Origin of the sequence: Alteromonas halophila, from assembly GCF_014651815.1 — a bacterium.
Taxonomy (GTDB): Bacteria; Pseudomonadota; Gammaproteobacteria; order Enterobacterales; family Alteromonadaceae; genus Alteromonas; species Alteromonas halophila.
This window is the reverse complement of sequence record NZ_BMXP01000002.1, coordinates 472,928-499,873: the sequence shown is the minus strand read 5'-3', so window position 1 is coordinate 499,873 and position 26,946 is coordinate 472,928. Positions and strand designations below refer to the sequence as shown.

Annotated in this window: 24 protein-coding genes; 9 read left to right on the top strand and 15 right to left on the bottom strand. The window is 52.4% G+C overall.

Translation table 11 applies throughout. The annotated features are described in order from the left end of the window. Position 1: 1 nt before the first annotated feature. From mazG to djlA, 11 genes are all read right to left on the bottom strand, one after another. A complete protein-coding gene (mazG, locus tag IE054_RS06245) occupies positions 2-820 on the bottom strand; it encodes a nucleoside triphosphate pyrophosphohydrolase (RefSeq protein ID WP_189404424.1) in 819 nt (272 codons plus the stop codon). Continuing rightward, entirely contained in the window at positions 798-2,978 is a 2,181-nt protein-coding gene (gene relA / locus IE054_RS06240) for a GTP diphosphokinase (protein WP_189404422.1), read from the bottom strand. The genes mazG and relA overlap by 23 nt, the downstream gene beginning before the upstream one ends. An 8-nt stretch (positions 2,979-2,986) precedes the next feature. Beyond that, the gene (rlmD, locus tag IE054_RS06235) at positions 2,987-4,345 is read right to left on the bottom strand and encodes a 23S rRNA (uracil(1939)-C(5))-methyltransferase RlmD (RefSeq protein ID WP_189404420.1); all 1,359 of its coding nucleotides are present in this window, start codon (positions 4,343-4,345) and stop codon (positions 2,987-2,989) included. A gap of 14 nt (positions 4,346-4,359) precedes the next feature. Next, positions 4,360-4,743 (bottom strand): holo-ACP synthase, encoded by a 384-nt coding sequence (acpS, locus tag IE054_RS06230; RefSeq protein ID WP_189404418.1) that lies wholly within the window; start codon positions 4,741-4,743, stop codon positions 4,360-4,362. 2 nt (positions 4,744-4,745) lie between these two features. Continuing rightward, a complete protein-coding gene (gene pdxJ / locus IE054_RS06225; protein WP_189404416.1) occupies positions 4,746-5,492 on the bottom strand; it encodes a pyridoxine 5'-phosphate synthase in 747 nt (248 codons plus the stop codon). Between the two features lie 135 nt (positions 5,493-5,627). After that, on the bottom strand, positions 5,628-6,335 hold the full coding sequence (gene recO / locus IE054_RS06220; protein ID WP_189404414.1) for a DNA repair protein RecO: 708 nt from the start codon (positions 6,333-6,335) through the stop codon (positions 5,628-5,630). A gap of 8 nt (positions 6,336-6,343) precedes the next feature. Next, entirely contained in the window at positions 6,344-6,619 is a 276-nt protein-coding gene (locus IE054_RS06215; RefSeq protein ID WP_189404412.1) for a hypothetical protein, read from the bottom strand. Further along, positions 6,612-8,336, bottom strand: a complete 1,725-nt coding sequence (recJ, locus tag IE054_RS06210) for a single-stranded-DNA-specific exonuclease RecJ (RefSeq protein WP_189404410.1) — start codon at positions 8,334-8,336, stop codon at positions 6,612-6,614. The genes IE054_RS06215 and recJ overlap by 8 nt, the downstream gene beginning before the upstream one ends. Before the next feature lie 70 nt (positions 8,337-8,406). Beyond that, positions 8,407-9,123, bottom strand: coding sequence for a bifunctional protein-disulfide isomerase/oxidoreductase DsbC (gene dsbC, locus IE054_RS06205; RefSeq protein ID WP_373293844.1), 717 nt, complete (start codon positions 9,121-9,123; stop codon positions 8,407-8,409). A gap of 227 nt (positions 9,124-9,350) precedes the next feature. Then, the gene (gene xerD, locus IE054_RS06200) at positions 9,351-10,268 is read right to left on the bottom strand and encodes a site-specific tyrosine recombinase XerD (protein ID WP_189404406.1); all 918 of its coding nucleotides are present in this window, start codon (positions 10,266-10,268) and stop codon (positions 9,351-9,353) included. Positions 10,269-10,270: 2 nt separating this feature from the next. Then, entirely contained in the window at positions 10,271-11,107 is an 837-nt protein-coding gene (gene djlA / locus IE054_RS06195) for a co-chaperone DjlA (protein WP_189404404.1), read from the bottom strand. A gap of 464 nt (positions 11,108-11,571) precedes the next feature. Here djlA and lptD point away from each other — a divergent pair, with 464 nt between their 5' ends. The 8 genes from lptD to IE054_RS06155 all read left to right on the top strand — a co-directional run bounded on the left by lptD (position 11,572) and on the right by IE054_RS06155 (position 20,799). After that, a complete protein-coding gene (gene lptD, locus IE054_RS06190; protein ID WP_189404402.1) occupies positions 11,572-13,809 on the top strand; it encodes an LPS assembly protein LptD in 2,238 nt (745 codons plus the stop codon). A 60-nt stretch (positions 13,810-13,869) separates the two neighbouring features. Then, entirely contained in the window at positions 13,870-15,153 is a 1,284-nt protein-coding gene (gene surA, locus IE054_RS06185; RefSeq protein ID WP_189404400.1) for a peptidylprolyl isomerase SurA, read from the top strand. An 11-nt stretch (positions 15,154-15,164) separates the two neighbouring features. Then, positions 15,165-16,151: a 4-hydroxythreonine-4-phosphate dehydrogenase PdxA gene (pdxA, locus tag IE054_RS06180; RefSeq protein WP_189404398.1), complete on the top strand. Its 987-nt coding sequence runs from the start codon at positions 15,165-15,167 to the stop codon at positions 16,149-16,151. Next, a complete protein-coding gene (gene rsmA / locus IE054_RS06175) occupies positions 16,148-16,972 on the top strand; it encodes a 16S rRNA (adenine(1518)-N(6)/adenine(1519)-N(6))-dimethyltransferase RsmA (RefSeq protein WP_189404396.1) in 825 nt (274 codons plus the stop codon). The genes pdxA and rsmA overlap by 4 nt, the downstream gene beginning before the upstream one ends. Continuing rightward, positions 16,969-17,349, top strand: coding sequence for a Co2+/Mg2+ efflux facilitator ApaG/CorD (gene apaG, locus IE054_RS06170; protein WP_189404394.1), 381 nt, complete (start codon positions 16,969-16,971; stop codon positions 17,347-17,349). Before rsmA ends, apaG begins: the two co-directional genes overlap by 4 nt. A 14-nt stretch (positions 17,350-17,363) precedes the next feature. After that, positions 17,364-18,176: a symmetrical bis(5'-nucleosyl)-tetraphosphatase gene (locus IE054_RS06165; protein ID WP_189404392.1), complete on the top strand. Its 813-nt coding sequence runs from the start codon at positions 17,364-17,366 to the stop codon at positions 18,174-18,176. 316 nt (positions 18,177-18,492) lie between these two features. Continuing rightward, complete coding sequence (locus IE054_RS06160) at positions 18,493-20,517, top strand: HAMP domain-containing methyl-accepting chemotaxis protein (RefSeq protein ID WP_189404390.1); 2,025 nt, start codon at positions 18,493-18,495, stop codon at positions 20,515-20,517. A gap of 60 nt (positions 20,518-20,577) precedes the next feature. Then, positions 20,578-20,799, top strand: coding sequence for a transporter substrate-binding domain-containing protein (locus tag IE054_RS06155; protein WP_189404388.1), 222 nt, complete (start codon positions 20,578-20,580; stop codon positions 20,797-20,799). Positions 20,800-20,857: 58 nt separating this feature from the next. Here IE054_RS06155 and IE054_RS06150 read toward each other — a convergent pair whose 3' ends face one another. Further along, positions 20,858-22,990, bottom strand: a complete 2,133-nt coding sequence (locus tag IE054_RS06150) for a TonB-dependent siderophore receptor (protein WP_189404386.1) — start codon at positions 22,988-22,990, stop codon at positions 20,858-20,860. A gap of 200 nt (positions 22,991-23,190) precedes the next feature. On the opposite strand from IE054_RS06150, the gene IE054_RS06145 reads away from it, so the two are divergent. Continuing rightward, the gene (locus tag IE054_RS06145) at positions 23,191-23,931 is read left to right on the top strand and encodes a glucosaminidase domain-containing protein (RefSeq protein ID WP_189404384.1); all 741 of its coding nucleotides are present in this window, start codon (positions 23,191-23,193) and stop codon (positions 23,929-23,931) included. 58 nt (positions 23,932-23,989) lie between these two features. Here IE054_RS06145 and IE054_RS06140 read toward each other — a convergent pair whose 3' ends face one another. The 3 genes from IE054_RS06140 to IE054_RS06130 form a co-directional block, all read right to left on the bottom strand. Then, positions 23,990-24,784, bottom strand: coding sequence for a polysaccharide deacetylase family protein (locus tag IE054_RS06140; RefSeq protein WP_189404382.1), 795 nt, complete (start codon positions 24,782-24,784; stop codon positions 23,990-23,992). Between the two features lie 270 nt (positions 24,785-25,054). After that, entirely contained in the window at positions 25,055-26,404 is a 1,350-nt protein-coding gene (gene lysC / locus IE054_RS06135; RefSeq protein WP_189404380.1) for a lysine-sensitive aspartokinase 3, read from the bottom strand. 39 nt (positions 26,405-26,443) lie between these two features. Continuing rightward, the gene (locus IE054_RS06130) at positions 26,444-26,890 is read right to left on the bottom strand and encodes a DUF192 domain-containing protein (protein ID WP_189404378.1); all 447 of its coding nucleotides are present in this window, start codon (positions 26,888-26,890) and stop codon (positions 26,444-26,446) included. Positions 26,891-26,946: the final 56 nt, after the last annotated feature.

Here is a 26,946-nt window from a genome sequence, read left to right as displayed (position 1 = left end):
CTTAAGCCTGCTTTTCGCGTACCTTTACCTGTTGCCAAAACGCTTCCATTTCAGACAGCGTCAGTGAATTTAGTGTAGAGCCTGACTGCTGCGCCGCCGCTTCAACCTCATTAAACCGCCTGGCGAATTTCTGCGCCGCCTTGCGCAGCGCTGTATCTGCATCTACCTGACAATGGCGTGCGAGGTTGACCATGGCGAACAGGGCATCACCAATTTCTTCTTCTACAGCGTCGGGGTTTGGTTGTCTGGCAGCAAGCTCCTGCTCAATCTCGCCTACCTCTTCTTTAACCTTAGCCGTAACATCGCTGACCTTATCCCAGTCAAAGCCCACTGTGGCACAGCGTTTTTGCAGTTTTTGTGCGTACATCAGGGCTGGCAGCCCGCTCGGTACGGTATCGAGCAGCTTCTGTGGCGTCCTGCCCTTCGCTTCACGTTCCCCGGCTTTAATCGCCTCCCATTGAGCAGACAAATCTGCCTGCCTGTCGCCATCCGCAAACACATGAGGATGACGGCGCACTAACTTGTCACTGATGCGTCGGCACACATCGTCAAAGCAGAACTCGCCAGCCTCCTTCGCGATCTGCGCATAAAACACTACCTGAAACACCAGGTCGCCAAGCTCATCCTGAATATCGTCCATGTCGTCCCGTGCTACTGCCTCGGCCACCTCGTACGCTTCCTCGATGGTATAACGCGTGAGTGAGGACATGGACTGCTTTACATCCCACGGACAGCCATGCTCGGGATCACGCAGTTGCGCCATGATCTGACAGAGTCTGTCGATGTGTGAGCCCGCCTCACTGCGCTTTTCGTCTGGCATCAACGACTCCTTTAAGTTGTTTTAAACGATCCAGTACCCGGGTCAGCTTATTGAGATCCTGCACTTCTACCGATATCGCAATCACCGCCGTCTGTCGGGACGTATCACTCTGACTGTGTACACCGAGTAATGCCACTCCCTCGTTGGCCAGTACCGTGGTGATATCCCGTAAAATACCGGTACGATCGCTGCAATAGATATCAATAGCGGCCTCAAAGCCGACGTCCAATGCCTGTGACCAGTTAACCTCTATCTGACGTTCGGGGTGCTCGCGCAGCAGGTTTTTTAGCTGATCACAATGCGCCTTGTGCACACTGACGCCGCGCCCTTGCGTGATATAGCCCATGATTGGCTCGCCGGGCACCGGCTTACAGCAATTGGCCATCTGGCTCATCAGGTGACCTACCCCCTGAATCACCACCGCGTCCTGCTTACCGGTCGCACTGGCTTTCCTGCGGGTTTTCACCTTGGGACTGATTTCCGGCTCAGGCTCAGGAATGAGCAGATGGTGCAGAAAGTTCACCACCTGCATGATGCGAATATCCCCGGCACCAATGGCAGCAAACAATTCATCCGTCGAGTTTACGTTAAACTTGTCGCAGGCTTTACCGGCATGGCGCAGTTCAATCTGCAGGCGGCCAAGCTCACGCTCCAGTAACTCCTTACCGGCATTCAGGTTCTTCTCACGATCCTGCTTTTTGAAATAGGAATGAATGGTGGCCCGTGCCCGGGAAGAATGAACATAGCCAAGTCCCGGATGCATCCAGTCGCGACTGGGGTTGAGCTCTTTGCCCGTCAGAATGTCAACCTGATCGCCACTTTGCAGTTGATAGGTAAAGGGCACAATTCGGCCGTTGACTTTGGCACCGATACAGCGGTGCCCAACGTTACTGTGAATATAATAGGCAAAGTCCAGGGGGGTGGCGCCGAAGGGTAAGTCGATCACATCACCGCGCGGGGTAAAGACATAAACTCTGTCATCAAACACCTGACTACGTAATTCTTCGACAAGATCACCAGACTCAGCAACTTCTTCCTGCCATTGCAGAATGCGGCGCAGCCAGTTGATACGCTCGTCATAACCTGACTGCTTTCCGGCTGAGCCTTCCTTATATTTCCAGTGCGCTGCGACGCCCAGCTCGGCATCCTGATGCATTTTGCTGGTCCGGATCTGGATCTCAACCGGTTTGCCTTCCGGCCCCAGAATAACAGTATGAATAGACTGATAGCCGTTAGGTTTCGGCGTCGCAATATAGTCATCAAACTCATTCGGGATATGCTTGAAGTTTGCGTGCACTGTGCCCAGTGCGGCGTAACAGTCCTGCAGACGATCGGCAATAATCCGTACCGCACGGATATCAAAGAGCTGTTCGAAGGTCAGGCGTTTTTTCTGCATCTTCTTCCAGATGCTGTAAATGTGTTTTGGCCGCCCGTACACGTCAGCGCGGATCTCTTCAGAATTCAGCAACGACTGCAGCTCACCAACGATGTTATCGATATACAGGGCGCGCTCTTTTCGTTTGCCATCCAGCTGACGGGCGATTTGTTTGTAGGTGGTCGGATGAAGGTAGCGAAAGGCCAGATCTTCAAGCTCCCACTTAAGCTGTCCGATGCCCAGCCGGTTAGCCAGCGGCGCGTAAATCGCCGCACATTCCCGGGCAACCATTACCCGGGTTTCCTCTTCGGCTTTTTTCACTTTTTGCAGGGCACAGATGCGCTCTGCCATCTTAACCACTACGGCACGCACATCTTCTACCATGGCCAGCAACATACGGCGAATGCTGTCGATGTGCTGTTCACCTGACTTGTCGTTGGTCTTGTCCGGATCCAGTTGCCGGGCGTGCAACGACTTAATCGCGTCCATGCGCCGCACGCCTACAATAAGCTGACAAATCTCGTTGCCAAACTCCGCCTGAATTTGCTCTTCATCAAGGCTGTGTTCCTGACAATAGGGAAACACCAGCGCGGCCTGTAACGTCGCATCATCCATATTAAGCTGATGCAGGATCTCAACCATTTCCTGGCCAACCAGCAAGCGTTCGGGCTGGTCGGAGATAGCACGCAGCTTGTCTTTAGTGGTCTCACTAAGCTGCAGGCTGTCCAGCCAGCGCTCAAAGGAAGGACGGGTAGATTCATGTACTTTTCTTGTAGACACCATAAGCAGAGTTACTCGCGCTTCATCATTGCCGGATGGGTAAACAACGCCATCATTTCAAGATGCTGGGTATAAGGAAACATTTCAATCAGTGACGCCTTCTCAAGCTGATAGCCACCAGCGGTTAATGTTCCGGCATCCCGGGAAAAGGTACTGGGGTTGCAAGATATATACAAAATTCGTTCAACAGGATGTGTCACCAGCGCCTGACATACTACTGATGCCCCTTCTCTGGACGGATCAAGCAGGACTTTCTGAATGTCACGGGCAAGCGCTTCGCACACCACTTCATAATCAGCCAGGTCGAGATGCTGCCAGTCGATGCCGCTAATGCCCTGTCCCTGTGCAGTGTGTTTTGCTTTTCGCACCATATCGGCGACGCCTTCAATAGCCTGAACCCGGACACCAAGATCGGCCAGCGGCAACCAAAAATTTCCCAGTCCACAAAACCAGTCGGCAATCACGTCGCCGTTCTTTACTTCAAGCCAGTCGATAGCCTGAGCAATCATCGCGCGATTAACCTCATGATTAACCTGAATAAAATCATTAGGTCCGGGGCTGATGTAACGATTATCTGAGACATAACAATGCAGCGGGGCCTGCTGATGCAGGGTATGTATAACGCCATCATGACCGTCAACCAACAGGTTAATCTGCCAGTCTTTTGCAAAGACTGACAAGGCCGTTGTAAATGCCGCTGACAGCGGGCGCGTTGCCTTAATGGTAACCTGACTGACCGACTCGCCGGCCAGCAGTCCAATATGCCCCACATGACGCACCCCACTGTGTGACCGCAACAGCTTTTTCAGTGGTGCAATTAATACGCTGAGCTGCTCCACCAGCACCGGGCATGCCTCTATATCAATAACCCGGTTGTCTTGCCTTGCCCGGTAGCCAATGGCCAGCTTGTCTGGGTTACGCGCATCCACCGCCAGACGCGCTTTACGTCGGTAAGCTGGCTTATTGCCGGTGAGTGGCGCCTTCCAGTGCATGTGCTGAGTTACTGCTTGTCCGGTGGCGTTTCGGATTAGTCTGTCGATTGCCTGCTGACGCCAGGTCAGGGCGGCCTCGCTGTCAACATGCTGCAACTGACAGCCCCCACAGGTCCCGGCGACCGGACAAAAAGGCAGCTGGCGGGCCGGATTTTGTTGCTCGACATTAATGACACGGCCATTGGCTACCTGCTTTTTTCGGTGTGTGACCGACACTTCGCAGCGTTCCCCCGGTAACGCACCGCTGACAAATGTCACTGGTTTACCACGCACCACACCCTGTCCCTGCCAGTCCCAGTCATCAATGGTCAGGTGCGTCCGGGTGGGCCTGGCAGATTGCGCTGATTTTCCTTTGCCGGGCTTGTAAAAGCTTACCACGGTGTCTACCCCTGTTAATTATCAGTCTCTAAAATCACGGTGGCCACCGCGTAGTGTTTTTCATCGGATACCGATACGAAATGCCGGATGATGCCGCGCTGCTCGCACAGTGTTTTAAACCGGTCGTGAAAGATTAGCTGCGGCGCGCCCATGTCATCGTTGATGGTTTCGATGTGCTGCCAGCCGATGCCATTGCCAATGCCTGTACCCAGCGCTTTCACTGCCGCTTCTTTCATCGCAAATCGCTTCGCCAGGTAGCGCACTGGCTGCGTCTGCGCGGCATATAGGTGCTGCTCATTATCAGTTAAAATACGCGACACCAAACGTGAAGAGCGGCGCAGGCTTTCCTCCAGACGGGCAATCTCAACAATATCGGTACCTAATCCAGCAACAGCCACAGCTAAGCCCGCTGTGCCGACAGTCTGGCTTCCTGCATCAGCGCGCGCATATCTGCTACCGCGCGATCCAATCCGTCAAAGGCCGCGCGGGCAATGATGGCATGACCAATATTCAGTTCCACCAGCTCCGGGATGGCCGCGACAGGTTTAACATTGTGATAGTGCAGGCCATGGCCAGCATTGACCTTCAGCCCAGCCTGATGCGCATAGCGGATCCCATCGATGAGACGCTCAAGCTCCTGATGACTGGCAGCTTCAGTGGTGGCCTCAGCATACTGACCGGTATGGATTTCGATGTACGGTGCATTACAGGCAAGCGCTGCGTCAATCTGTCGCTGCTCAGCATCAATAAACAGTGACACGGCAATACCGGCATCGGCCAGTCGGGTGCAGGCATCACTGATAAGCGCCTGATTACCGGCCACATCCAGCCCGCCTTCTGTCGTCAGTTCTTCGCGCTTTTCAGGCACCAGACAGCAAAATGCCGGGGATACCTGCTCAGCAATCGCCAGCATTTCGTCGGTCACCGCCATTTCCAGATTCAGGCGCGTGGATATTGTCTCGGCCAGCAGGCGGACATCACGATCGCGGATATGACGACGATCTTCACGCAAATGCACGGTGATCCCATCTGCGCCAGCGCGCTCTGCTATATCAGCAGCGTGCACAGGATCAGGGTAAGTGGTGCCTCTGGCATTACGCAGGGTTGCGATATGATCGATATTCACACCCAGTAAGATGTCTTTCATAGCTAGCTTATTCCTCGTGCAAGATTGCGCCTAAGTGTAACAGATAAACGTCTGAGAAGGGGCTACAGCGCGACGTTTGAAACGGTAAATTGTCTCAGCTCCCTGTCTTTGGTATGCATGCGGGTACGGCACTGACTACGGCTTTCTGCGGGTCGCAACAAACAGCTCGCGGCTTTTTAATGGTCGCGCGCCCAGTAACGGCAGCAGGATCTGACGACTGAGTTTTTTCGCAGCGCGCTGACTGTCGCCATGCCACTCGCCCTGTGCCAGCGCCAGTAAGATATCGCCGCGAATACTACCGGGCTCGCTCTCAATCGCAGCTACCATACCTTCATCACTGGCGTAGCGGTACCACTGGTTAGCAATAACCGGGGTTTGGGTGCGCGCTTCAATCCCCCATTCAGGCATCAGCCCCATTTCCTCAAGCAACGCAAATTCAAAGGTTCGCAGGGCCAGTTCTTTATCATTCTGGTATGCCAGATTCTGCAGTGCCTTGGTATAGGCGGTAAACATCACCTCGCTCTCAAGACCTGCTGGCATAATTCGGTTTGTCAGCTCGTTCACATACATGCCACAAAACAGCGCATTGCCAGTCAGCGCAATGGCAGGTGTCAGGCTCTCGACCTGCGTCAGGTTTTTCAGGTCTGTTTTGCCCCTGAGCTGAATGCGCAGCGACTGAAACGGCTGCAACAGGCTTTTGCGATCAGACTTCACGCTTCTTACCCCTTTGGCTACTGCAGACACTTTGCCCGCCTCAAGGGTGAAAAAATCAATCAGATAGCTGGTCTCGCGGTAGGCACGCCGATGCAGGACAAAGGCCTGAAGCCAGGAGGGATGCGTCATATAACTTCCTAGCTGCGTTTAATCCGAACCACTTTCATGGCTTCGAAGGGAATACCGGCTACCTCCTGTTCCACCGGGTAGTACGTCAGATTAACACGGGCACCTTTAAGACTCTGATACTGTTGCTTGCGGCGAAATATAAAAGGCACGTCAATACCTTCCAGCATAAGCGTGTGTCGTACCCAGTCGTCTTCATCCCGTTGAACATGCGAAATGACCCGGGCATTGTCTGTCTGCGTTAACTGCCGGTGTTTGTCAGTTAACTGTCTGGCATCATCAGGCATAGGGTTCTATTTGCTCCACCAGCAACTGCACGGTTTCATTCCCACGAAACAGGTTCACATCCAGCCGGTATGCCACACGCACCTGCGCCACCTGTTTGTCCGGCCACCGCGCTGTATCCACATTAAAGGCGATGCCATCGACTTCTTCACCATCTGCATGCCTTAGCACCAGTTTAAGGTGATGCTGCCCCACAATACGTTGTGATACGAGCGCGAACACACCATCAAACAATGGCGCTTCGAAGCCCTGCCCGAACGGCCCTTCGCCGCGTAACTGACGGGCAAACGGCAGTGTCAGTTCAGCACTGCTCAATTCGCCATCTGAAAGCAGCACGGATTCGTCATCGAGTCGCGCCAGATAGCGCGCGGCAACCTCTTCAAAGGCCTGCTGAAACGCGTTCAGCTTTTCAGCCGGAATACTCAGGCCGGCGGCCATTGCATGGCCGCCAAACTTTTCAATTACGCCCGGATAACGGGTATTAATTTCATCGAGCAGATCGCGAATATGGACCCCGTCAATTGAGCGCGCAGACCCCTTGAGCGTGGTCTCATCGGCATTCGCAAAGGCGATAGCGGGACGCAGATACTTTTCCTTAATACGTCCGGCCACAATACCAATTACACCCTGATGAAAGTCAGGCTTATACACCACCAGCGCCGGTGGCAGCTCGCCAGAATCAAGGGTAAGCGAATCCACCACCTGCATGGCTTCTTCCTTCATCCCCTTTTCAATATCCCGGCGCGCTTTATTGAGACTGTCCAGCTCGGCCGCCATCATTCGCGCCTGCATGGCGTCGTCTTCTGTCAGGCAGGCTATGCCCAGCGCCATATCGTCAAGCCGGCCCGCTGCATTTAAACGTGGCCCAATCACAAAGCCAAGATCTGTGGAGGTCAGGTTTGCCGGAACCCGACCTGCCACTTCAATCAGTGCCTTGATACCTGGGCGACACTTTCCGCTGCGGATCCGCTGTAGCCCCTGATGAACCAGAATACGGTTATTTTTATCCAGACGCACCACATCGGCCACAGTCCCCACTGCAACAATGTCTAAAAGCTCTGCCAGATTCGGCGCAGTGATACCCTGTGACGCAAACCAGCCTGCCTGCTGTAAGTGTGCGCGAGTTGCCAGCATTAAATAAAAGGCAACGCCAACCCCGGCAATACTGGGCGATGCGAAATGACAGTCTGTCTGATTGGGATTCACGATGGCATTGGCATCAGGCAGGGTTTCAGCGGGCAAATGGTGATCGGTGACAATCACCTGCATCCCCAGGGCGCGGGCACGTGCCACGCCATCCAGACAGGCAATGCCGTTGTCTACGGTGATAAGCAGTTCTGCGCCCTGCCCGGCAGCTACATCCACCAGTGGCTCACTCAGTCCGTAACCAAAATCAAACCGGTTTGGCACCAGGTAATCGAGGTTACTCAGGCCCATCTGGCGCAGTGCCAGCATACAAACCGCAGTACTGGTAGCACCATCAGCATCAAAGTCACCGACAATAACCACCTTTCGCTGTGACTGCACCGCGTCACTCAGCAGAGCGCTGGCACGGTCCATGTCTTTAAGGTCGTTATAATGAAGAAGTGCACGTAAGCCTGTTTCCAGATCGTCCATGGACTGGACATGACGCCCCCGGTAAATACGCTCAATAACCGGGTGCAGAGAATCGGTAAGCTGTGCCTGACACAACTGACGCCTGACAATAGGCAGGATCATGACTGACAATTACCTCCTCAGGTACAGTAAAGGTAATCACGCAGGGCGATGCCGCTGCGTGTTTGTTGCATTACTCAGCGTTTTTTAGCGTTCTGGCCACCACGTCGGCAGGTTGATAACCCCGAATCAGATCGCCATTGGGCAAGACGATATTCGGTGTCCCGTTTACGCCTATTTTTTGTGCAAAAGTAAACTGCTCTGCCACGCTGTTCTCACAGGAGGCGGTGGCAACGCTCTGCCCTGCTTTCGCCTCGGTCATGGCCTGCTGAGGGTTCTCTGCGCACCACACCGATACCATATCGTTGTATGCCTGACTGTTCAGGCCTGCGCGGGGAAAGGCCAGATAGCGCACCGTAATGCCTTCGTCATTAAACGCATCCATCTCATTGTGCAGTTTGCGGCAATAGCCGCAGGTGGTGTCGGTAAACACCGAAATGACGTACTTTTCGTCTTCTGCCTTAAACTCAATGCCAGCATTGGCAAACTGCTCAACGCCATCGCTGCGCATTTTGCTCATTGCCGCTTCCGTTTCATTGCGCATCCCTTCATTCACATTGAAAATACGGGCCTGAAGCAGATAACCACCATCTTCGCTGACATAAAATAAGCCACGGTTGGTAGTTATTTCATATAAGCCGTTTACCGGTGAGGTCCGCACCGATTCAATGGTAAGACCAACTTTATCTTCAAGTTTGGCTTTCAGCGCGGCTTCGTCCATCGCCGCAGCACTTGAAAATGACATCATTCCAATTACAGCAAAGGCTGCCAAATATACAGATTTAATCACATTGACTCCTGACATCGATGGACCGGTGACAAAATACCGGATTTGTGCGCCGTTGCACGACGCTCACATTTGTATTCATGCAGTCTACCACAGCCACAAAGACAGGACAGAGGTTGTTGAACCCGCCATACCTGCAAAAGACCGCCTGGACCGGGTGCCTTGCTGCGAACCTGAGCGGCGATAAACTTATTCGCATCTTATTCCCACGGGCTGCGGTGGTAAACAGGCTACCCTCTTGGATGGTGGTGGGCAATCAGTGACTGCAGCCTTTCTGTTGCAACATGGGTATAGATTTGGGTGGTGGATAAGTCACTGTGACCCAACAGCATCTGCACAACGCGCAAATCGGCGCCATGATTGAGCAGGTGTGTAGCAAACGCATGACGCAGCGTATGCGGCGACAGCGACTGTTTTATGCCGGCCACCTGCGCATAATACTTAATGCGATGCCAGAACGTCTGACGGGTCATTTGCTGGCCACGCCGACTGACAAATACAACCTCACTGTGACGTTTAAGCAGCATTGGACGCGCCTGTTTAAGATAGTGTTCCATCCATTCCAGCGCCTCTTCGCCAAATGGTACCAGCCGCTCCTTGTCGCCTTTGCCGGTAACCCTGACAACGCCTTGCTGCAGACTGACCTGATCCAGACGCAAACTCACCAGTTCGCTGACCCGCAACCCGGTGGCATACAACACTTCCAGCATACACTTGTCCCGGCATTCGATAGGGTCGTCTGTCTGAGGCGCGGCTAACAAACTGTCTACATCAGCTTCGCTCAAACTGGAGGGCAGCGCCCTTGGTGTTTTTGGGTTGGTCAGTACAGAGACTGGATTGTCAATCCGGACCCGCTGGTCAATCAGGTAGATATAAAACGCACGCATGGCACTTAGACAGCGCTGGGTACTGCGTGGCGACAAGCCCCTGGCGTGTCGGTACTGCAAATAGCCCTGCAGCATCTCGGTGGTGGCCAGGGCAATATCGTTAAGCTCGGCATTATTGCAATAGATCGCCAGTTTACTGAGATCGCTGCGATAGCTTTTCTGTGTATGCTCGGCTAGCCCGCGTTCCAGCCACAGCATATCGATAAACGCATCAATATGAGACTGGCTGGCGGCAGGCACGTAGGTTAGCGCTCTGGCCATGATCAGAATCCGCGGCGCTCTTTGATCATCTCATAGGCTGACTGAATATCCTGTGCTTTGCCTTTTGCAATTTCCATGGCTTCTTTCGGCAGTCCTTTGGACACCAGTTTGTCCGGATGATGCTCGGCCATGCGTTTCCGGTAAGCCCGTTTGATGGTTTTCTCATCATCTGAAGCAGAGACACCAAGAATATGGTAGGCATCATCAAGCGATTGCTTTTCCGTGTATGTGGCACTCTGACGCTGCTTTTGAGAAGACTGGCCGCGCTGCCGAAAGCGGATCTCAGCTTCATACATTGAGATAAGGTAGTCGAGATCGCGGCGGCGGAATCCAAGCGGACGGGCGACCTTCTCAAGTACATTGTATTCCTGTTGCGATAACTCGCCATCAGCAAAAGCGGCCTGGATCAGGATCTCCAGAAACACCTGCAAAATATCACGCCGCCCGTGGCAGGCCTCGTGCAGACTTTTTAAGGTATCGATCAACGGAAAGTCGCGGTCTTTGCCCTCGCGAAACGCATTTTGCGCTTCTTTACGGGCCTGCGCCGACAACTGCATATCATCCATCAGGGCCGTGGCTATTTGTATTTCGCGACTGGTTACCTGCCCATCGGATTTCGCCAGGTGCCCGAGGGAAGAAAACAAACTATGAAAAAACACAGCCTGCTGTTTCAGCTTATCCTGGTCGGCAAAAAAGCGCCCAAAACCACCCAGTTGACTAAAATCCTGACTGTAGGCCCGATCAAAAAAATGGCCGACGATCAGCCCCAGAATGGCACCCGGAATTTTCAGAAACATAAAACCAAATACTAATCCGAGGATTTTGCCCCAAAACGGCATGCCTGAATCTCCTTTGCCTGCAATTACTCTGTCAGTTTTACGCAAAAACAGTGGGTCAGGTGCATGGCTTTTTGCCACGTAACGCCCTTTGCTTCACTGCGCTGGCTCAAAATGGTGAATTTACCGGTAGAACTGATAACACAGCCCAGTAGCCTTTATCCACGACGCTATGCTGACTATATCGGAAGCCTGTGGCAATGAGAAGCAGGCCCGAACACTGTGAATTCGTTAAAAATTACGTTCAATGGTTGGTAAATAGTACATAAGTGCTTAGAATTGGCGCTTTGTGTGTGGACGGACCGTTTCTGGCATGGCTCGATGCGGGTTTTGTCACCGTGTCACCGTTTATTGAGGCTGTGATTTCGCCATGAAGCGACGTGATTGCTTCAGGCATAATGCCGCACACGTGTCGCCACTGCCATTGCGCAACAATATGTAGATAACAACAGGCCATTCTCCAACGCATGAAAAAAACCTGCGCCCTTCTTATTTCGGCAACCATCGGCATGCAAACAGCCGGTGCTCAGCAATTTGCCCCGGCCGATCCGGTGCCAACGATGGGGATGTGCTCCGTTGCACCGATTCAGTTTTCCAGCAGTCAGCTGATGCCGCCCGGTCACGTAAAAGTAGAGTCCCGGCGCACCGAAATAGTTGAAAACAAAGTTGCTTTATTTAGTGGTGATGTCGGTATCACCTCTGATCGTGCGACCATCCGTGCCGATCAGGCGCAAGTCAGTGATAATGGCCGCAACCTGATTGCAAAGGGCGATGTAACCTACCAGGACGCGCAACTGAAAGTAGACAGCGACTCGGTCGCGATTAATTCCAACGACCAGCGCCTGAGAATGAAAAATACCCGCTATCAGCTGACCGGATTTTCCGGCCAGGGCGCCGCCAATGAGATCCTGCTTGCCAGCGATGAGGGTGTGCGCCTTAGCGACGTAAGCTTCACCACTTGTCCGCAGGGCGATGAAGACTGGATTATCCGGGCCAGCGAAATCAGTATTGAAAAGGGGACCGTCTGGGGACAGGCCAAACATACGCGCTTTTACGTCGGCGATGTGCCGGTATTCTATTTACCGTATTTTGCATTCCCGGTCAGTGACCAGCGACAGACTGGCTTTCTGACGCCGGTTATTACCAGCTCCAGTTATACCGGCATTGATGTTGAGCAGCCTTTCTACTGGAATATTGCACCGAACTATGACATGACCATCGCTCCCAGAGTGATGACCAACCGGGGCGTGCAGCTCAAAACTGAGTTCCGTTATCTGACCCGTAACAACCGTGGCCAGCTTAATCTGGAATATTTGCCCAGTGACAGCGATATTGCCAGTTCGCCCGATCGCTACTTCTACCATTTTGAACATGAAGGCGTATTGTCAGAGAACTGGTTACTGGGGGTCGACTTTAATGGCATTAGCGACGACAACTATATCGTTGATTTAGGTTCAGACTTTTATAACCGGGCTGACACCCACCTGTATCGCAGCGTCAATCTGAATTATTATGAAGAAAATCTGCTGCTTTCAATGCGCATCCGTGATTTTGAAGTGATTGGCGATCACCCCAACACCTACCGGGCGCTGCCTGAACTTCAGCTCAATTATACCCAGCCGCTGGGCTCACTGTTTGAGTTCAGGTTTGACTCGGAACTGGCTTATTTCGACAACACCCAGGAATCGGCACCTACGGCGACCCGCTTCCATGTTGCCCCAACACTGGCAATACCGTATCAGCGGCAGTGGGGCGAGCTGACTGCAGAAGCCACGTTACTGAATACCTATTATCACCAGCAAAATACAGAAAACACGCCACTGGAAGAAGAAGTTAACCGGACGCTGGGACAGGCCAGACTGTTTGGTGCACTGTATTTTGAACGAGACACCACCTGGATCAGTGACGCCATGACCATGACGCTGGAGCCAAAATTTCAGTATCTGTATACCTCGTATGAGGATCAGACCAATATCGGCATGTACGACTCAACCCCCCTGTTAACCGACACTGAAGGACTATTTCGCGGGCAGGAGTTTACGGGTCTGGATCGTATCAGCGATAATAATGAAGTGACCATCGGTGTTACTACCCGCATACTGGATGAAACTAACCGGGAACAATTTGTTCTTAGTCTTGGTCAGATATTCTACCTTGATGACAGCCAGCTGTCTGAAGCGTCGCGTAGTAACGACCGTTCGGCGCTGGCAGGAGAAGTAGACTGGCGTCTGGAACAGCGCTGGTATCTGCACTCAGAGGCTTTGGTCAGCACCGATACTGATAAGGTAGAGCGCAGCAGTATTTCGCTGGAGTACCGCCACGATGCGCAGCGCTTTATTCAGCTTACACACCGGTATGTCCGGGAGCTGTCTGGCGAAACCATTGATCAGATTGGGGTTTCGGCGAGCTGGCCGATTGCTAAAAACTGGCAGTGGGTAGGCCGTACATACCGCGATCTTGAGCGTGAGCGAAGTATTGAAAGCTACGTCGGTATTGAATACGAATCTTGCTGCTGGGCGATACGGGTGGTGGCCCAGCGTCATCTGAACAACCGTTTTAACGCGCTTGGCGAGCAATCGGTGGATGATTATGATTCCGGTATTGCGCTGCAGTTTTTATTTAAGGGCTTTGGTAACAGCGGTAATAGCCGTACCATGCTGCGAGATGGCATGTTTGGTTATCGCCAGCCCTACACGTTAAACTAAAACGCTACCCTAAACAGGTAGACTTATTCGCATCTTCCTTAACCAACAAAAAGAGTGATTATGAAGTTCATTATACGGGCAATGTTGTTGGGGGCGCTGGTAGCGTTCTCCGGTGTCGCACAGGAAACCCGCCTTGACCGCGTCGCTGTGATCGTTGATCAGGGTGTAATACTCGAGAGTGAGATTCAGGCATTGATCGAAGAGGTCAGACAGAACGCAAAAGAAAACGATCAGTCACTGCCCTCTGACCGCGCCCTGCGCACCCAGGCCATCGAACGCCTGATTGCCAAGAGTCTGCAGATGCAAATGGCAGAGCGTATGGGGATCCAAATCAGCGATCCACAGCTTGAGCAAACCATCACTAACATTGCCGCCAACCAGGGCGCAACCTTAGATGATCTGCGCCGTCAGTTGCGTCAGGATGGGGTTGCCTATGAAGATTACCGGGAAGATGTTCGTGAAGAAATGATTATCGGTGAGGTTCGCCGCGCCAATGTTCGCCGCCGCGTTTACATCACCGAACAGGAAGTGAATAACCTGGTTAAAATTATTGAAGAACAGGGTGCGGAACAGGCCGAGTACCGTCTGGGGCATATTCTTATTGGTTTCCCGCCAGATCCCACGGATGAAGATATTGCCAGTGCCCGTGACCGTGCGGATAAAGTCATTGAACTGTTAAACAACGGCTCTGAGTTTGCCAAAATAGCGATTGCCTCATCCTCGGGCTCAGAGGCACTGGAAGGTGGTGATATGGGCTGGCTGAACATCAACTCTATGCCAACCCTGTTCGCTGAAGCAGTACAAAATTACAGCGAGGGTGAGCTAATCGGCCCAATCCGCAGTGGCGCCGGTTTTCATATTCTAAAAGTTAAAGACACGCGCGGTATTGAGAAAGTCACCGTCGAAGAAGTCAATGCGCGCCACATTCTGATCAAGCCGTCCATCATTCTTAGTGAAGAGAAAGCCAAATCAATGCTGTCCGATTTCCGCGAGCAGGTCAAAGCTGAAGAGGCTGAGTTTGGCGAGCTGGCAAGAGAGCACTCGGAAGATCCGGGGTCAGCATTACGCGGCGGCGACCTTGGATGGGCCGATCCCAGTAACTACGTACCGGCATTTCGTGATGCGCTGGCTAACCTTGAGCCGGGTGAGTACAGTGATCCCGTTCGCTCGAGCCACGGCTGGCATCTTATTCAGTTACTGGACAGACGCATTGATGATGCCACAGACAAACGCAAAGAAGACCGTGCCTATCAGCTAATCTTTAACCGTAAATTCTCGGAAGAGTCTGAAGCCTGGATGCGTGAAATGCGAGATTCAGCTTATATTGAAGTTCTGGATAGTTAAGCGGACTCAGTATGACAGCACCTCTCAAAATAGCCGTAACGCCAGGCGAGCCGGCTGGTATCGGGCCTGACCTGATTATTCAGCTGGCGCAGGGCGCATGGACTGCGCAACCGGTGGTTTTTGCCGACGGCTCCATGCTGCAGGCCCGTGCAGCTGAGCTCGGCTTGCCGCTAACCCTGACACCGTTTGACACAGCGATGACCCGCTTACCGGAGCCCGGCGAGTTATTTGTGAGCCAGGTAGACGTAGCAGAGCCGGTGGTTGCCGGCGAACTGAATAGTGCCAATGGTCTTTACGTGGTCGAAACGTTACGCCAGGCTTGTCAGGCCAATATCAACGGAGACTTCGACGCAGTAGTCACAGGTCCGGTGCATAAAGGCATTATTAATCAGGCAGGGGTGTCATTTAGTGGCCACACCGAATTTTTTGCGCATCAGTCCAACACCATGGATGTGGTGATGCTGCTGGCAACCGAAGGCCTGAATGTCGCCCTGGCAACCACCCATATTCCGCTTGAGTATGTAGCCCGCGCAATAACCCGCGACCGGCTCTACAAAGTGATCCACATCATTAATACCGACCTCAAGCTAAAGTTTGGGATCCGTCAGCCCCATATTTTTGTCTGCGGACTGAATCCGCATGCCGGCGAAGACGGCCATATTGGTAAAGAAGAAATTACGGTCATTAATCCGGCGCTCGACGAACTGCGCGCAGAAGGACTGAACATCACCGGCCCGCTCCCTGCGGACACAATCTTCCAGCCTAAATATCTGGAACAGGCCGATGTGGTACTGGCGATGTACCATGACCAGGGCCTGCCCGTATTAAAATACAAAGGGTTTGGCGCTTCGGTGAATATCACGCTTGGCCTGCCGTTTATACGAACGTCCGTGGATCATGGCACAGCGCTCGATCTGGCTGGCAGTGGCAAGGCCGATTCAGGCAGCTTCAGCAAAGCCTTACAAAAAGCAATTGAACTGGCACAGCATCAACAATGAGCAAAACTCATCTGGGGCACACGGCCCGAAAACGTTTTGGCCAGAACTTTTTACACGATGACTATGTTATCGACAAAATTGTCTCTGCAATACAACCTGACAACGGTGACAACCTGGTAGAAATAGGCCCTGGACTGGGGGCGCTGACCGACCCTGTCTGTGAACAGGTCGACAGACTCACCGTTATCGAATTAGACCGCGATTTGGCAAAACGCCTGCGTCACCATCCGTTTCATGCTGACAAACTGAACATTATTGAACAGGACGCCCTGACACTGGACTTTTCATCGCTGCTTGCGGCAATGCCAGATAAGGAAAAGAAACTCAGAGTGTTCGGTAACTTGCCGTACAATATTTCCACACCACTGATGTTTCATTTGTTTGACTATGCTGAACACATCAGTGATATGCATTTCATGCTGCAAAAAGAAGTGGTGAACCGTCTGGCAGCCGGTCCTGGCTCTAAAAACTATGGCCGGCTTTCTGTCATGGCACAATATTACTGCCGCGTGATCCCGGTGCTTACCGTACCGCCTGGGGCATTTAAGCCGCCACCGAAAGTCGACTCTGCTGTAGTGCGCCTTGTGCCCCACCCGACCTCACCGGTGAATGTACATTCTGTTGACACCCTGGAACGTGTGTGTGCGCTGGCCTTTAACAAGCGCAGGAAAACTATCCGAAATGCGCTAAAAGACTGTATTAGTGAGCAGGACATTGCTAATCTGGAAATTGACCCGGGTGTACGCGCGGAAGTGCTGACGCTGCATGACTTCGCCTCACTGGCCAATTTTGTTTATGAGCAGGGCGGAGATTGTCTATGATCACAACCGATCCACAGATCCTCATCCATGTGGCAACCCGGCACTTACCTGATCACGTAACAGAAAAGCCGGACCAGTATGCCTTTGCTTATCAGGTAACGATTAGCAACCGCAGTCAGCAACCCGTGCAGTTATTGTCCCGTTACTGGCTTATTACCGATGCCAACGGCAAAACCACTGAAGTCTCTGGCGATGGTGTTGTAGGCAAACAACCGGTAATCGACGCAGGCGATGAATACCAGTACACCAGTGGTGCGATTCTGGATACCCCGGTAGGCAGTATGCAGGGCTACTACGAAATGGAACGCGCTGATGGCTCCCCTTTTCGTGCCAATATTGATGTGTTCCGCCTCGCGGTACCTAATCTAATCAACTAACTTCTGAGGTGTGTATGGGTTCGCAGACGCTTGTAGTCGGCGACATACAGGGCTGCTATAGCGGCTTGAAAAAACTGTTGGAAAAAGCCCGCTTTAAGCCTGGCAGGGATAAACTCTATGCCGTAGGCGATCTGGTCGCACGTGGCGATGACTCGTTGTCAACGCTGGAGTATCTGCGCGACCTGGGCGATGCTTTTCATGCCGTTCTGGGTAACCATGATCTGCACTTGCTGGCGGTCAGTCAGGGGATCCGTCAGGCGAAAAGCAACGACAACCTTTCCCAGCTTCTCAATTCACCACAGTTCGATTCGCTGATTGACTGGCTACGCCAGTTCCCGCTTGCCTGCCGGCTCAATGATACGCATACCATGGTTCATGCAGGGCTGTACCCGGGGTGGTCTATATCGCAGTTACTGGCGATGAGCGACGAACTTAGTGCGCGGCTGCGTGCCGATGATTTTAACGCCATGCTGGAAACGATGTATGGCAATACACCGAGCCACTGGGATGAACAGTTAGACACTGTTTCTCGTCAGCGGTTTATTGTAAATGCCTGCACCCGCATGCGCTTCATCGGGCCGGATAAAAGCCTGGAGTTCGCCACGAAGAGTAACCCCGCTCAGGCACCGGCGGACCTTGCCCCCTGGTTTGCTGTTTCCAACCCTTCCCTGAAAAAAGAAGAAAAAATCGTGTTCGGTCACTGGGCTGCCCTTGAGGGAAACACCCAGGATAATCAGTTTATTGCGCTGGATACTGGTTATGTTTGGGGGCAGACAATGACCGCGCTGCGACTGGAAGACAATCGTCTGATACAGGTTGCCGCCTGAACCCGATGTCACTTTTATCGCCAGTCAGCCTGCGCACTGTATAAAAACTTTTTACTTCAACACTGTCCGTATGCAACGCAATGTGAATAAGTTTGGTATCTGCGGCTTAAGAACGACGCAGGGCTGACGATATAATAATGACGGTGGTAACCATTCACATGCTCTGGCCACCCCCTAAAGCCGCAGGATATTGGCAGGAAGCCTGACGCAGTAAACCGGCGGTCTGTTCGGGAAGCACGACTAAGCAGTATATTTTGTCTTTCCCGGCAGGTAGAATATCTCCATAAAAAGAAAACGTTGAGCATCAGGAGTTCCGATGAAAGTTACAATAGCGATGCGGGTAATAGGTGGGTTTGTTGCAATCAGCCTGTTACTTATAGTCATCAGTGCGGTCTCTCTGGTTAATCTCAATAATGTGGGTAATGCCACTGAAGAGGTTAATACAGTCGCACTGCCGACTTTATCAGAGAGTAATGGGATGAAAGCCAGTTTCCTTAATATGGGCAGGCTTACCTTCGAAGCCTACATAGAAGAGGATTTAGCCGGGCTCGAGGAAAAATATACCAGCTACTCGCAGAGTCGGGAAAACTTCGACGAGCAATACGGGCGGCTTGCCAGCGCAGTGGCCAATGATGCGGATATGAAAAAATCACTGGCTAACGTGAAAACCTCCTACGACGACTACATCAGCAACGTGGAGCAGATGTATGACCATCACCGCTCGTACATGAATCTGCGCAACTCGATTACTGATAAGCTGGACGAAGCTGAATTCAGCGCCGATGATGCGTCTACCTACCTGCTGGACTTTTCATTCCTTGAAGAAGTAGAAAACAACCCTAACCTTCAGGAGGCCGCCGAGATTGGCAGCCAGCTTGAAACATCATTGTTGTCACTGCTCACCGTTTCGTATGAATACATTAAAACCGATACGCTGGTACGTGCCGATACCATTGGCAATGAAGTGAACCTGGTTGTCGATAAAGTGGCCGAGCAACTCTCTGAGATGATGGACGCCGCCGATGGCGACGATGCGTCAGGCTCACTGGCAGAAATCAATGACCTGGTGAATAACGCCATTAATGCCATTACCGCCTCTGACGGTGTGGTTCAGCTACACGTTGACCGTCTGGAGCACCGTAACGCTGCCGAGCAGTCACTGAATGCATCAGACAAGAACATCACTGAAGCAACCAAGGACATTGAGAAACTGCTGGCCCTGGCCAACACCAAGGCCAAAAGTATCGACAGCGAAGTGCGTTCATCAGTGTCAAACGGCAATATTTTCGTGATTGTCGTGGTGCTGGTCTCAGTGGCCATTGCGACCCTGATTGGTTATATCACAGTGCGCGCGATTACCCGCCCGCTTAACCGGGTCAATGAGTTACTCAATATCGCGTCCTCCGGGGATTTGACCCACACCATGGACGATTCTGCGCAGGATGAATTTGGTCAGCTGGCACGTAACTGTAATAAGCTGATTGGTAACCTTAAAGAATTGATTGCAGGCATCAATGCGCGGGCCGATCAACTGGCTGCGGCATCGGAAGAAACCTCGACGGTGACCACGCAGGCAACTCACTCGATTCAGAATCAGAAATCACAGATTGCCCAGGTAGCAACGGCGACCACGCAAATGCACTCCACGTCGCAGCTGGTTATGCAAAATGCCGAAGACACCCTGAGCCAGATTCGCCATGCCGATACTGAAGCCGAGAATGTGCGTAAGATTTCGCTTGAGAATAAGCACACCATTGAAACGCTGTCCCGCGATGTAGAGGATGCGGCTGATGTTATTAATAAACTGCATCAGGACAGTGCCAGCATTGGCGGCATTCTGGATGTTATTCGCGGCGTTGCCGATCAGACCAACCTGCTGGCACTGAATGCTGCCATTGAGGCTGCCCGCGCGGGTGAGCAGGGTCGCGGTTTTGCCGTCGTGGCTGATGAGGTACGAACGCTTGCCAGCCGGACACAGGAATCGACGCAGGAAATCAACGATATGATTGAAGTTCTGCAGGCCGGTGCAGAGCGAGCTGTATCTGTAATGGATCAGGGTAAAGAGCAGACTGCACTGTGTGTTGAGCAGACAGATAAGGCTACCAGAGCACTGGATATTATTTCCGATGCAGTGCATAAGGCCCATGATGTCAGCTCGCAGATTGAACAATCGGCCCGTGAGCAAAATACCGTATCACAGGAAATCAGCGAGAAGCTGGAAACCATTGTCGGTATTGCCGAGGAAACTACGTCCAGTGCGCAACAAACGTCTGACTCCAGTAACGAGGTTGCGCGTCTGGCTGACGAGTTGCAGCAATCTATCCGCCAGTTCAAAGTGTAACAGTCACGCAGGTATTGACTGCGGGATTGACTTAACTGCTTCAAAACAGGGCACCAGAGGGTGCCCTGTTTTATTTTTTCAACTCCGAAACAGCGCCGTAACCCATTCAGGTTTCAGCCATGCTATATCGCGTTTTCTCCGGCAGTAGCGGCGCACCAGGAACTTGCCAGCGCGCTTGATGATGGCGTCCGGCAACTGCGCCTTAGCGGTGAACTGGCACAAATTGCCGAACGTTATAAGGTTCCGCCAGCATTCTTCGACGCCCCCACAGTGCCTGAGTAGCTGCAGAGCCAGGCAATCATCACACCACGTGTGACGTCATGACTACCAGATTAATTGTTCAGAACCGCTTTTCAATGCCAACTTCTATTCGCCGCTGTGCGCCATACCAGCAGTTAGCGGTATCGAAGCAAGCTCCGACATATGTTTTGTCTGTCAGATTGCTTATGCTACCTGTCACTTTGGTGTCGTACTGGGGTAAGGTGTACGTGATTACGGCATCAACGAGTGTATATGAAGGGACTGTGTCACTGTTATATTTATCCGCCTGCGTCTCACCCACATAGCGTATCCCCGTACCGACCATAAGCCCGCTTGCCGCGCCATCAAAGAAGTAGTTAGCCCACAGTGACGCCGTTTCCTCAGCAACCCAGACCGGTGTCTTTCCCACCAGCGCCGTATCCAGCGGGTTATCAGTAACCTCCATGGCCAGCAATGTCGCATTGGCCTGGACAGTGAGGTTGTCACCTAACTGCGTATCCACTGCCAATTCCACACCTTTTGACTCAACCTCACCATTTTGCGTCCGGCGGGCAAAATCAGGCGTATTCACGACCACGTTTTGCTTAGAAAGAATAAAGTATGCGCCGGTAAATGTCGTCTGACCGCCGCGACTGCGGAATTTAGTACCGACTTCAAACTGGCTGGCCGTGGTCGGCTCAAAAGCCGTTTGCGTTTCTGCATCCATGCCGGCTACAGGCTCGAACGACTCGGCATAATTCGCGTAAACCCGCCAGCCAGAGTCAAAGCTGTACATCGCCGCTGCCCGGCCTGAAAACTCCGACTGTTCGATGTCCGCCTGACTTCCGTAGGCACTGCCAGCATAGACATTGGCGACAACATCACTGCTGTCATACTGATCGTACCGGCCGTTTAACAGCAGTGTCAGGTTGCCCAGCGACATTTCATCCTGCACATAAATACCGAGCTGGCGAATATCAATCTGATGATCTTCCTGATAAAAGGAAAGCGGCAGTGCATCTTTATCAAACAGGTTATTGTTCACGTCAGCCAGGTTCAGAGTTGGCGTTGACGTTCCCAGTGTGTCGCGGTACGCAACCTGTGAATCAGACTTCTGATAGTCGACCCCCACCAGCACCTGATGAAACACCCCTGCGGTGTCCAGAGCGCCGGCCAGCTGTGTATCGACGGTTACCCCATCAATATGCTCGTCGGTCGAGTAGGCAGCACGCTGCAGCGTGACATTGTCCTCAGCAAGTGCGTTGTGGTATGTGTTTCGCTGCAATGCGTCGGCATCGGTGTAGCGAAGTTTTTGTAACAATGACCAGTCGTCATTGATCTGATGATTAAGTTTGTAGCCCAGCATCAGCACTTCACGTGAAAATTCGTTCCAGTTTTCATCACCGGCATAAGTGTCAGGGGCCAGCTTTCCATAAGGCGCGTCATAGAGCGTGCCGATGCCTGGCAGCGGCGTGGACGGTACCATTTGAGGGTCGTCCTGATAGTACGCAGAAAGTGTCAGCTCTGTCGCCTTTGAAATATCCATAGTTACGGATGGTGCCAGCGTATAACGTTCTGTTTCTGTCGTGTCCTGATAGCCATCACGTGCTCGCGCAAGAGCAACCAGACGGTAGCGACTGACGTCATTTAACGCGCCGCTGCTATCCACACCGAGCTCGGTAAGGCTGTCGGAACCGACAACCGCACGTACGAGGGTTTGGGACGTATCCTGCGGATATTTCGCTACCTGATTGACAAGCCCACCCGGCGGTACCAGGCCATACAGGGAAGACGCGGGTCCTTTGAGAATTTCAAGGGAGGCTGTGGCAAAGGCATCCACCTGTGGGTACAGGTTCCAGCTGTTATTTGTAAGCAGCGGTAAGCCGTCATAGAACGTCTGGTAGGTAGTAAAGCCGCGGATAGTAAACTGGTCAAAAATAGTGATAGTTGGCCGGCTCTCAGTTGTCACACCCGACACATAGCGCAACGCTTTATTCACACTATCTGCCTGACGAAGCTGCAGCAGTTCCTGGTCAATAACATCAATACTTACCGGCGCATCAATCGGTCTGAGTGACGATTTGGTCGCGGTGCTTCTGTACGACTGCAAAGGGTTGACTTCAATATGTTCCAGCTCGCTTTCATTGTTATCGGATGATTGTGTTTGTGCCGTGGCTGATGCAGCGAATAATAAAAGCGTCGCTTTGCTAAGTGCGGATCTGATGTGAGGCATAGTGTTTCCTTTTGCGTGTTTTCCCCAGAATGCGGCAAGCCTACCACAAACAACACAAATGATAACCATTTCTATTTCCATTTCCTATTTATAATGCTTCGACGCCTGGCAGACCGAATGAAACAAGATTAACTTGCCAGACCGGACGCTTCTTACCTACTGTTATAGGTATGCAAATGAAGAATGGTGATAAGAAAAGAATGAAAACAAAGAAAAATACCGTATTACTCGCGATTGTCGCATTTATTGTTGTTTTAATTGCTGTCTGGTTTAGCTTTTTCGCCAAAGAATCAGCGCCGGACTTCTCTCAGTACCCGGCAGGACCAGAACGTAAAGCCGCGTTTTTTAGCTACTTTGCGCCCATCGTCAGCGAACTCAACACGGAGATCATGGAAAAGCGGCAGCAAATACAAACAGCATGTTCGAAGGACAGCCCTGACACCGCATCACTGAAAAAGCTGGCAACCGCGTACCGGGTTGATGGTGAGAGCTTGTCGCCAGCGGCCACGTGTGACGCCCTCCTGGACCGCGTTGATATTGTTCCTGTTTCGCTCGCCCTCGCGCAGGCAGCCAACGAAAGTGCGTGGGGCACATCCCGCTTTGCCCGGCAGGGCAATAACTTTTTCGGGCAATGGTGCTTTAAAAAGGGCTGTGGCATTGTTCCCAGCAGCCGGGACACGGGTAAAACCCATGAAGTGGCTGATTTTCGTGCACCCAGCGACTCTGTTGAAAGCTACATGCTGAATATCAATCGCCACGATGCCTATGCGCCGCTTCGGGATATTAGGTCCTCGCTTCGTGATGAAGATAAACCGGTTTCCGGCCTGGCCCTGACCTGGGGGCTGAATAAATACTCAGAGCGTGGGGAGGAGTATGGTGAAGAGCTGCGTTCAATGATCAACTACAATGAGCTGTCGCAATACGACGAGACCACACCCTGATTAAGCAAACGGGCAGTGCAAAACGTAACACGTGCCGCCCGTCGCCTTCGACGATTTTCTACTGCGCGCTGGGCGATTCTGGTGCGCCTTCATCACTCTTTCTAATCTGTCTGACAATGTTCAGATAGGTATTAACGTGGTAGCGATGCCGGTTAGCGTCTAAATAGGTGAGTAACGCCTGATGTGCCTGACTGCTAACGGACAAATAATCTCCCCCAATGCCATGAAAGATGATATTGATGATCCGGACGGAGTCTGGCTGCGCCTTAAGTAACGCGATAAGTTCAGCGCCCGTTTCACCGGCTGGCGCAATGATGATTTCATTTTGCGATGCAAGGGTATGGCCCTTGATAGCATACACGTAAGGCGAAATCGCACTCAGGTAATTATGACCCGCGGCGCGCGTATCCCCACAGGGCAAGGTATAGGTTCTTGTCTGCGTGTTATCCAGTGCCCGCAAAGCATGGTTGGCGCTTATCACCTGCTGTTGCATTTCCTTAACCGAAAGTGCGTCCAGGTCATTATCCGGCGCGACCCACTCTCTGCCGTTAAGACTTCCGCGACACGGGTGGGTAAAGCTGTGATTTCCTAACTCTTGCCCAAGCTCAGGCAAAGACGCCCACTGGTCTCTGAACTGACTGAACCCGGGGTAAGACGGCACCAGATAAAAAGAAGCGTTGAAGTCAACGCGCTCCAGAGCAGGCACAGCATTAACCAACTGACTTTCAAGAGCGTCATCGTAAGACAGGCTGACAAACGTGACCGGCTCTGCCGCCCTTATCGCCGGACAATATGCAGATACCGCCAACAGTCCAAGCATACTGGCCGAAGCCAGTCCTTTTCGGAGGCTCATCGCGCGACCTGTAAGTCCCGTTGCCCGACGCAGACTGAGCATCCCCCCTCCCTCAATAAACACTGACCGGTTGCTCCAGCCACCAGCCAGCTAACCTATGGACCCTGAACTGTCGCTAGCCTGCACCGGTACACCAATGCTAATCAGCCTTACACTTCGGCTAACGCGCGACCAGACCATTTAATCCAGCATGCCCGCGTTAAATCTATGCGGGCATGCCATCGTACCTACGTATTGCGTCTGACATAAGCTGGCCAGACAGCCAGCTAGTTACTGAAATAGTGCCGTATGCAGATCCTTCACGACATCACTGCTGACCGCTTCGCTAACCAGAAATGACATATTATGGGGGTTAGCGCCAAAGCAAATCATACGCAGGTTGTAACTGGTCACCGCCGCAAAAATATTGCTGGTTATGCCTGGGGCTGACTGCATGTTGTTACCCACCACCGTGACCAGATCAAAACCACTTTCTACTTTGACATCACAGATTGTCTCAAGCTCGGCGATGGTTTCCTTATTAAGACGCTGCGCCACTGAATTCGCCGGATTATCCAGGGTGAAAGATACTGAGATTTCTGAGGTCGTGACCAAATCCACACTCAAGCGGTGCTTGGCGATAATTGCAAATACCTGCTCCAGAAAGCCCTGTGCGTACATCATTTTCGGCGTTTTCACTGTCACCATGACCTGCTCTTTACGGCGGGTAATCGCGCGATAGGGCGGTTCTTCACTGCAGTCACGCATGATCCAGGTGCCGCCTTTTTCAGGCTCCCTGCTGGAGCCCACAAATACCTTTATGTTTTTACGCAGTGCTGGCTCCATCGTAGCCGGATGCAATACTTTAGCGCCAAAGGTGGCCATTTCAGCGGCTTCTTCAAAGCTCAGTTCCGGCAAAGGCCGCGCCGCATCCGTGATGCGTGGATCGGTGGAATACACACCGGTTACATCGGTCCAGATTTCACAGGCTTCTGCCCCCAGGGCTTCGGCCAGCAGTGCCGCGGTAAAGTCCGACCCTCCCCGGCCAAGTGTGGTGGTACGCCCCTGCTGATCGGCACCGACGAACCCCTGAGTGACCACCACAGCACTGTCCATTTCAGGCTTCAGCAACTGACCAGCCAGTGTCTGAATGGTGGCAATATCCGGTGAGGCCGCACCAAATTCACTGTCGGTGCGCAGTACTTTGCGCACATCAAAATTCATACTGCTGGCGCCCTGCTCAGCAAGCACTTCAGCAAACAGCAGTGAGGACATCCGTTCGCCCATGGATAACAGCTGATCTTTTAGATCGTGGCGATGCAGGATTTCCTCGTGCAGTGCCAGTGCGCGCATTTCTTCCAGCAAATCGTTCAGCTTGTCCTCAACGGCCGATTTATCTTTCAGCGCATTCAGAATAGCAAATTCAATATCACGCACCGCATCACAGGTTTCGTCAATCTGTTCCTGGGTTAGCGCGGTGTGGGCCAGTGTCACCAGGTGATTGGTCACGCCTGCAGCGGCACTGACGACCACGATGCGGGTGTTCTCATTGCCAGCAACGATACGGGCACAATTTTGCATCGCCGGGTAACTGGCAACACTGGTTCCGCCAAATTTGGCGATGGTTAAGGCATTGGTCACAATAAACTCCGATAGCAACGAAAAGCAGTGCGGCACTGCTTATTCGTGATTGATAATGATCTGGTCACCTTCTTGTATATTATGCGTAGCAAACCAGCCCTGATTCATTTCTAATGCGTAGGATACAGTCTGAGAGGCGCTGACCGAGGTCAGATCATGCGGTTGGAGCGGCTTAATATCAGTGATTACCCCTTGCTCATCAATAAATGCCACATCCAGCGGGATGAGCGTATTCTTCATCCACATACCGGCGCGCTTGGGCGGCGTAAAATGAAACAGCATGCCACAGTCGCTACACAGCGTTTCACGAAACATCAGCCCACGGGCACGTTGCTCAAAAGATTTGGCAAACTCTACCTGGTAAGTATTCCCCGCCATTGTCACCGTGGCCGATTCGAACGACACGTCCTGCTGCGCATGACCGCTACAGGCAAACAGTAACAGTGCAATACATAACCCCAGACTCTGATGAACCACTCGTTTCATAACCCTTCCTTCAGACATAAAAAAAGCCGGGCCCTTACGGTGCCCGGCTTGTCAGT

Coding starts and splice junctions, on each gene's coding strand:
- mazG (WP_189404424.1), bottom strand. CDS start 820: ATGCCAGACGAAAAGCGCAGTGAGGCGGGCTCACACATCGACAGACTC.
- relA (WP_189404422.1), bottom strand. CDS start 2,978: ATGGTGTCTACAAGAAAAGTACATGAATCTACCCGTCCTTCCTTTGAG.
- pdxJ (WP_189404416.1), bottom strand. CDS start 5,492: ATGAAAGACATCTTACTGGGTGTGAATATCGATCATATCGCAACCCTG.
- recO (WP_189404414.1), bottom strand. CDS start 6,335: ATGACGCATCCCTCCTGGCTTCAGGCCTTTGTCCTGCATCGGCGTGCC.
- IE054_RS06215 (WP_189404412.1), bottom strand. CDS start 6,619: ATGCCTGATGATGCCAGACAGTTAACTGACAAACACCGGCAGTTAACG.
- recJ (WP_189404410.1), bottom strand. CDS start 8,336: ATGATCCTGCCTATTGTCAGGCGTCAGTTGTGTCAGGCACAGCTTACC.
- xerD (WP_189404406.1), bottom strand. CDS start 10,268: ATGGCCAGAGCGCTAACCTACGTGCCTGCCGCCAGCCAGTCTCATATT.
- djlA (WP_189404404.1), bottom strand. CDS start 11,107: ATGCCGTTTTGGGGCAAAATCCTCGGATTAGTATTTGGTTTTATGTTT.
- lptD (WP_189404402.1), top strand. CDS start 11,572: ATGAAAAAAACCTGCGCCCTTCTTATTTCGGCAACCATCGGCATGCAA.
- surA (WP_189404400.1), top strand. CDS start 13,870: ATGAAGTTCATTATACGGGCAATGTTGTTGGGGGCGCTGGTAGCGTTC.
- pdxA (WP_189404398.1), top strand. CDS start 15,165: ATGACAGCACCTCTCAAAATAGCCGTAACGCCAGGCGAGCCGGCTGGT.
- rsmA (WP_189404396.1), top strand. CDS start 16,148: ATGAGCAAAACTCATCTGGGGCACACGGCCCGAAAACGTTTTGGCCAG.
- apaG (WP_189404394.1), top strand. CDS start 16,969: ATGATCACAACCGATCCACAGATCCTCATCCATGTGGCAACCCGGCAC.
- IE054_RS06165 (WP_189404392.1), top strand. CDS start 17,364: ATGGGTTCGCAGACGCTTGTAGTCGGCGACATACAGGGCTGCTATAGC.
- IE054_RS06160 (WP_189404390.1), top strand. CDS start 18,493: ATGAAAGTTACAATAGCGATGCGGGTAATAGGTGGGTTTGTTGCAATC.
- IE054_RS06150 (WP_189404386.1), bottom strand. CDS start 22,990: ATGCCTCACATCAGATCCGCACTTAGCAAAGCGACGCTTTTATTATTC.
- IE054_RS06145 (WP_189404384.1), top strand. CDS start 23,191: ATGAAAACAAAGAAAAATACCGTATTACTCGCGATTGTCGCATTTATT.
- IE054_RS06140 (WP_189404382.1), bottom strand. CDS start 24,784: ATGAGCCTCCGAAAAGGACTGGCTTCGGCCAGTATGCTTGGACTGTTG.
- IE054_RS06130 (WP_189404378.1), bottom strand. CDS start 26,890: ATGAAACGAGTGGTTCATCAGAGTCTGGGGTTATGTATTGCACTGTTA.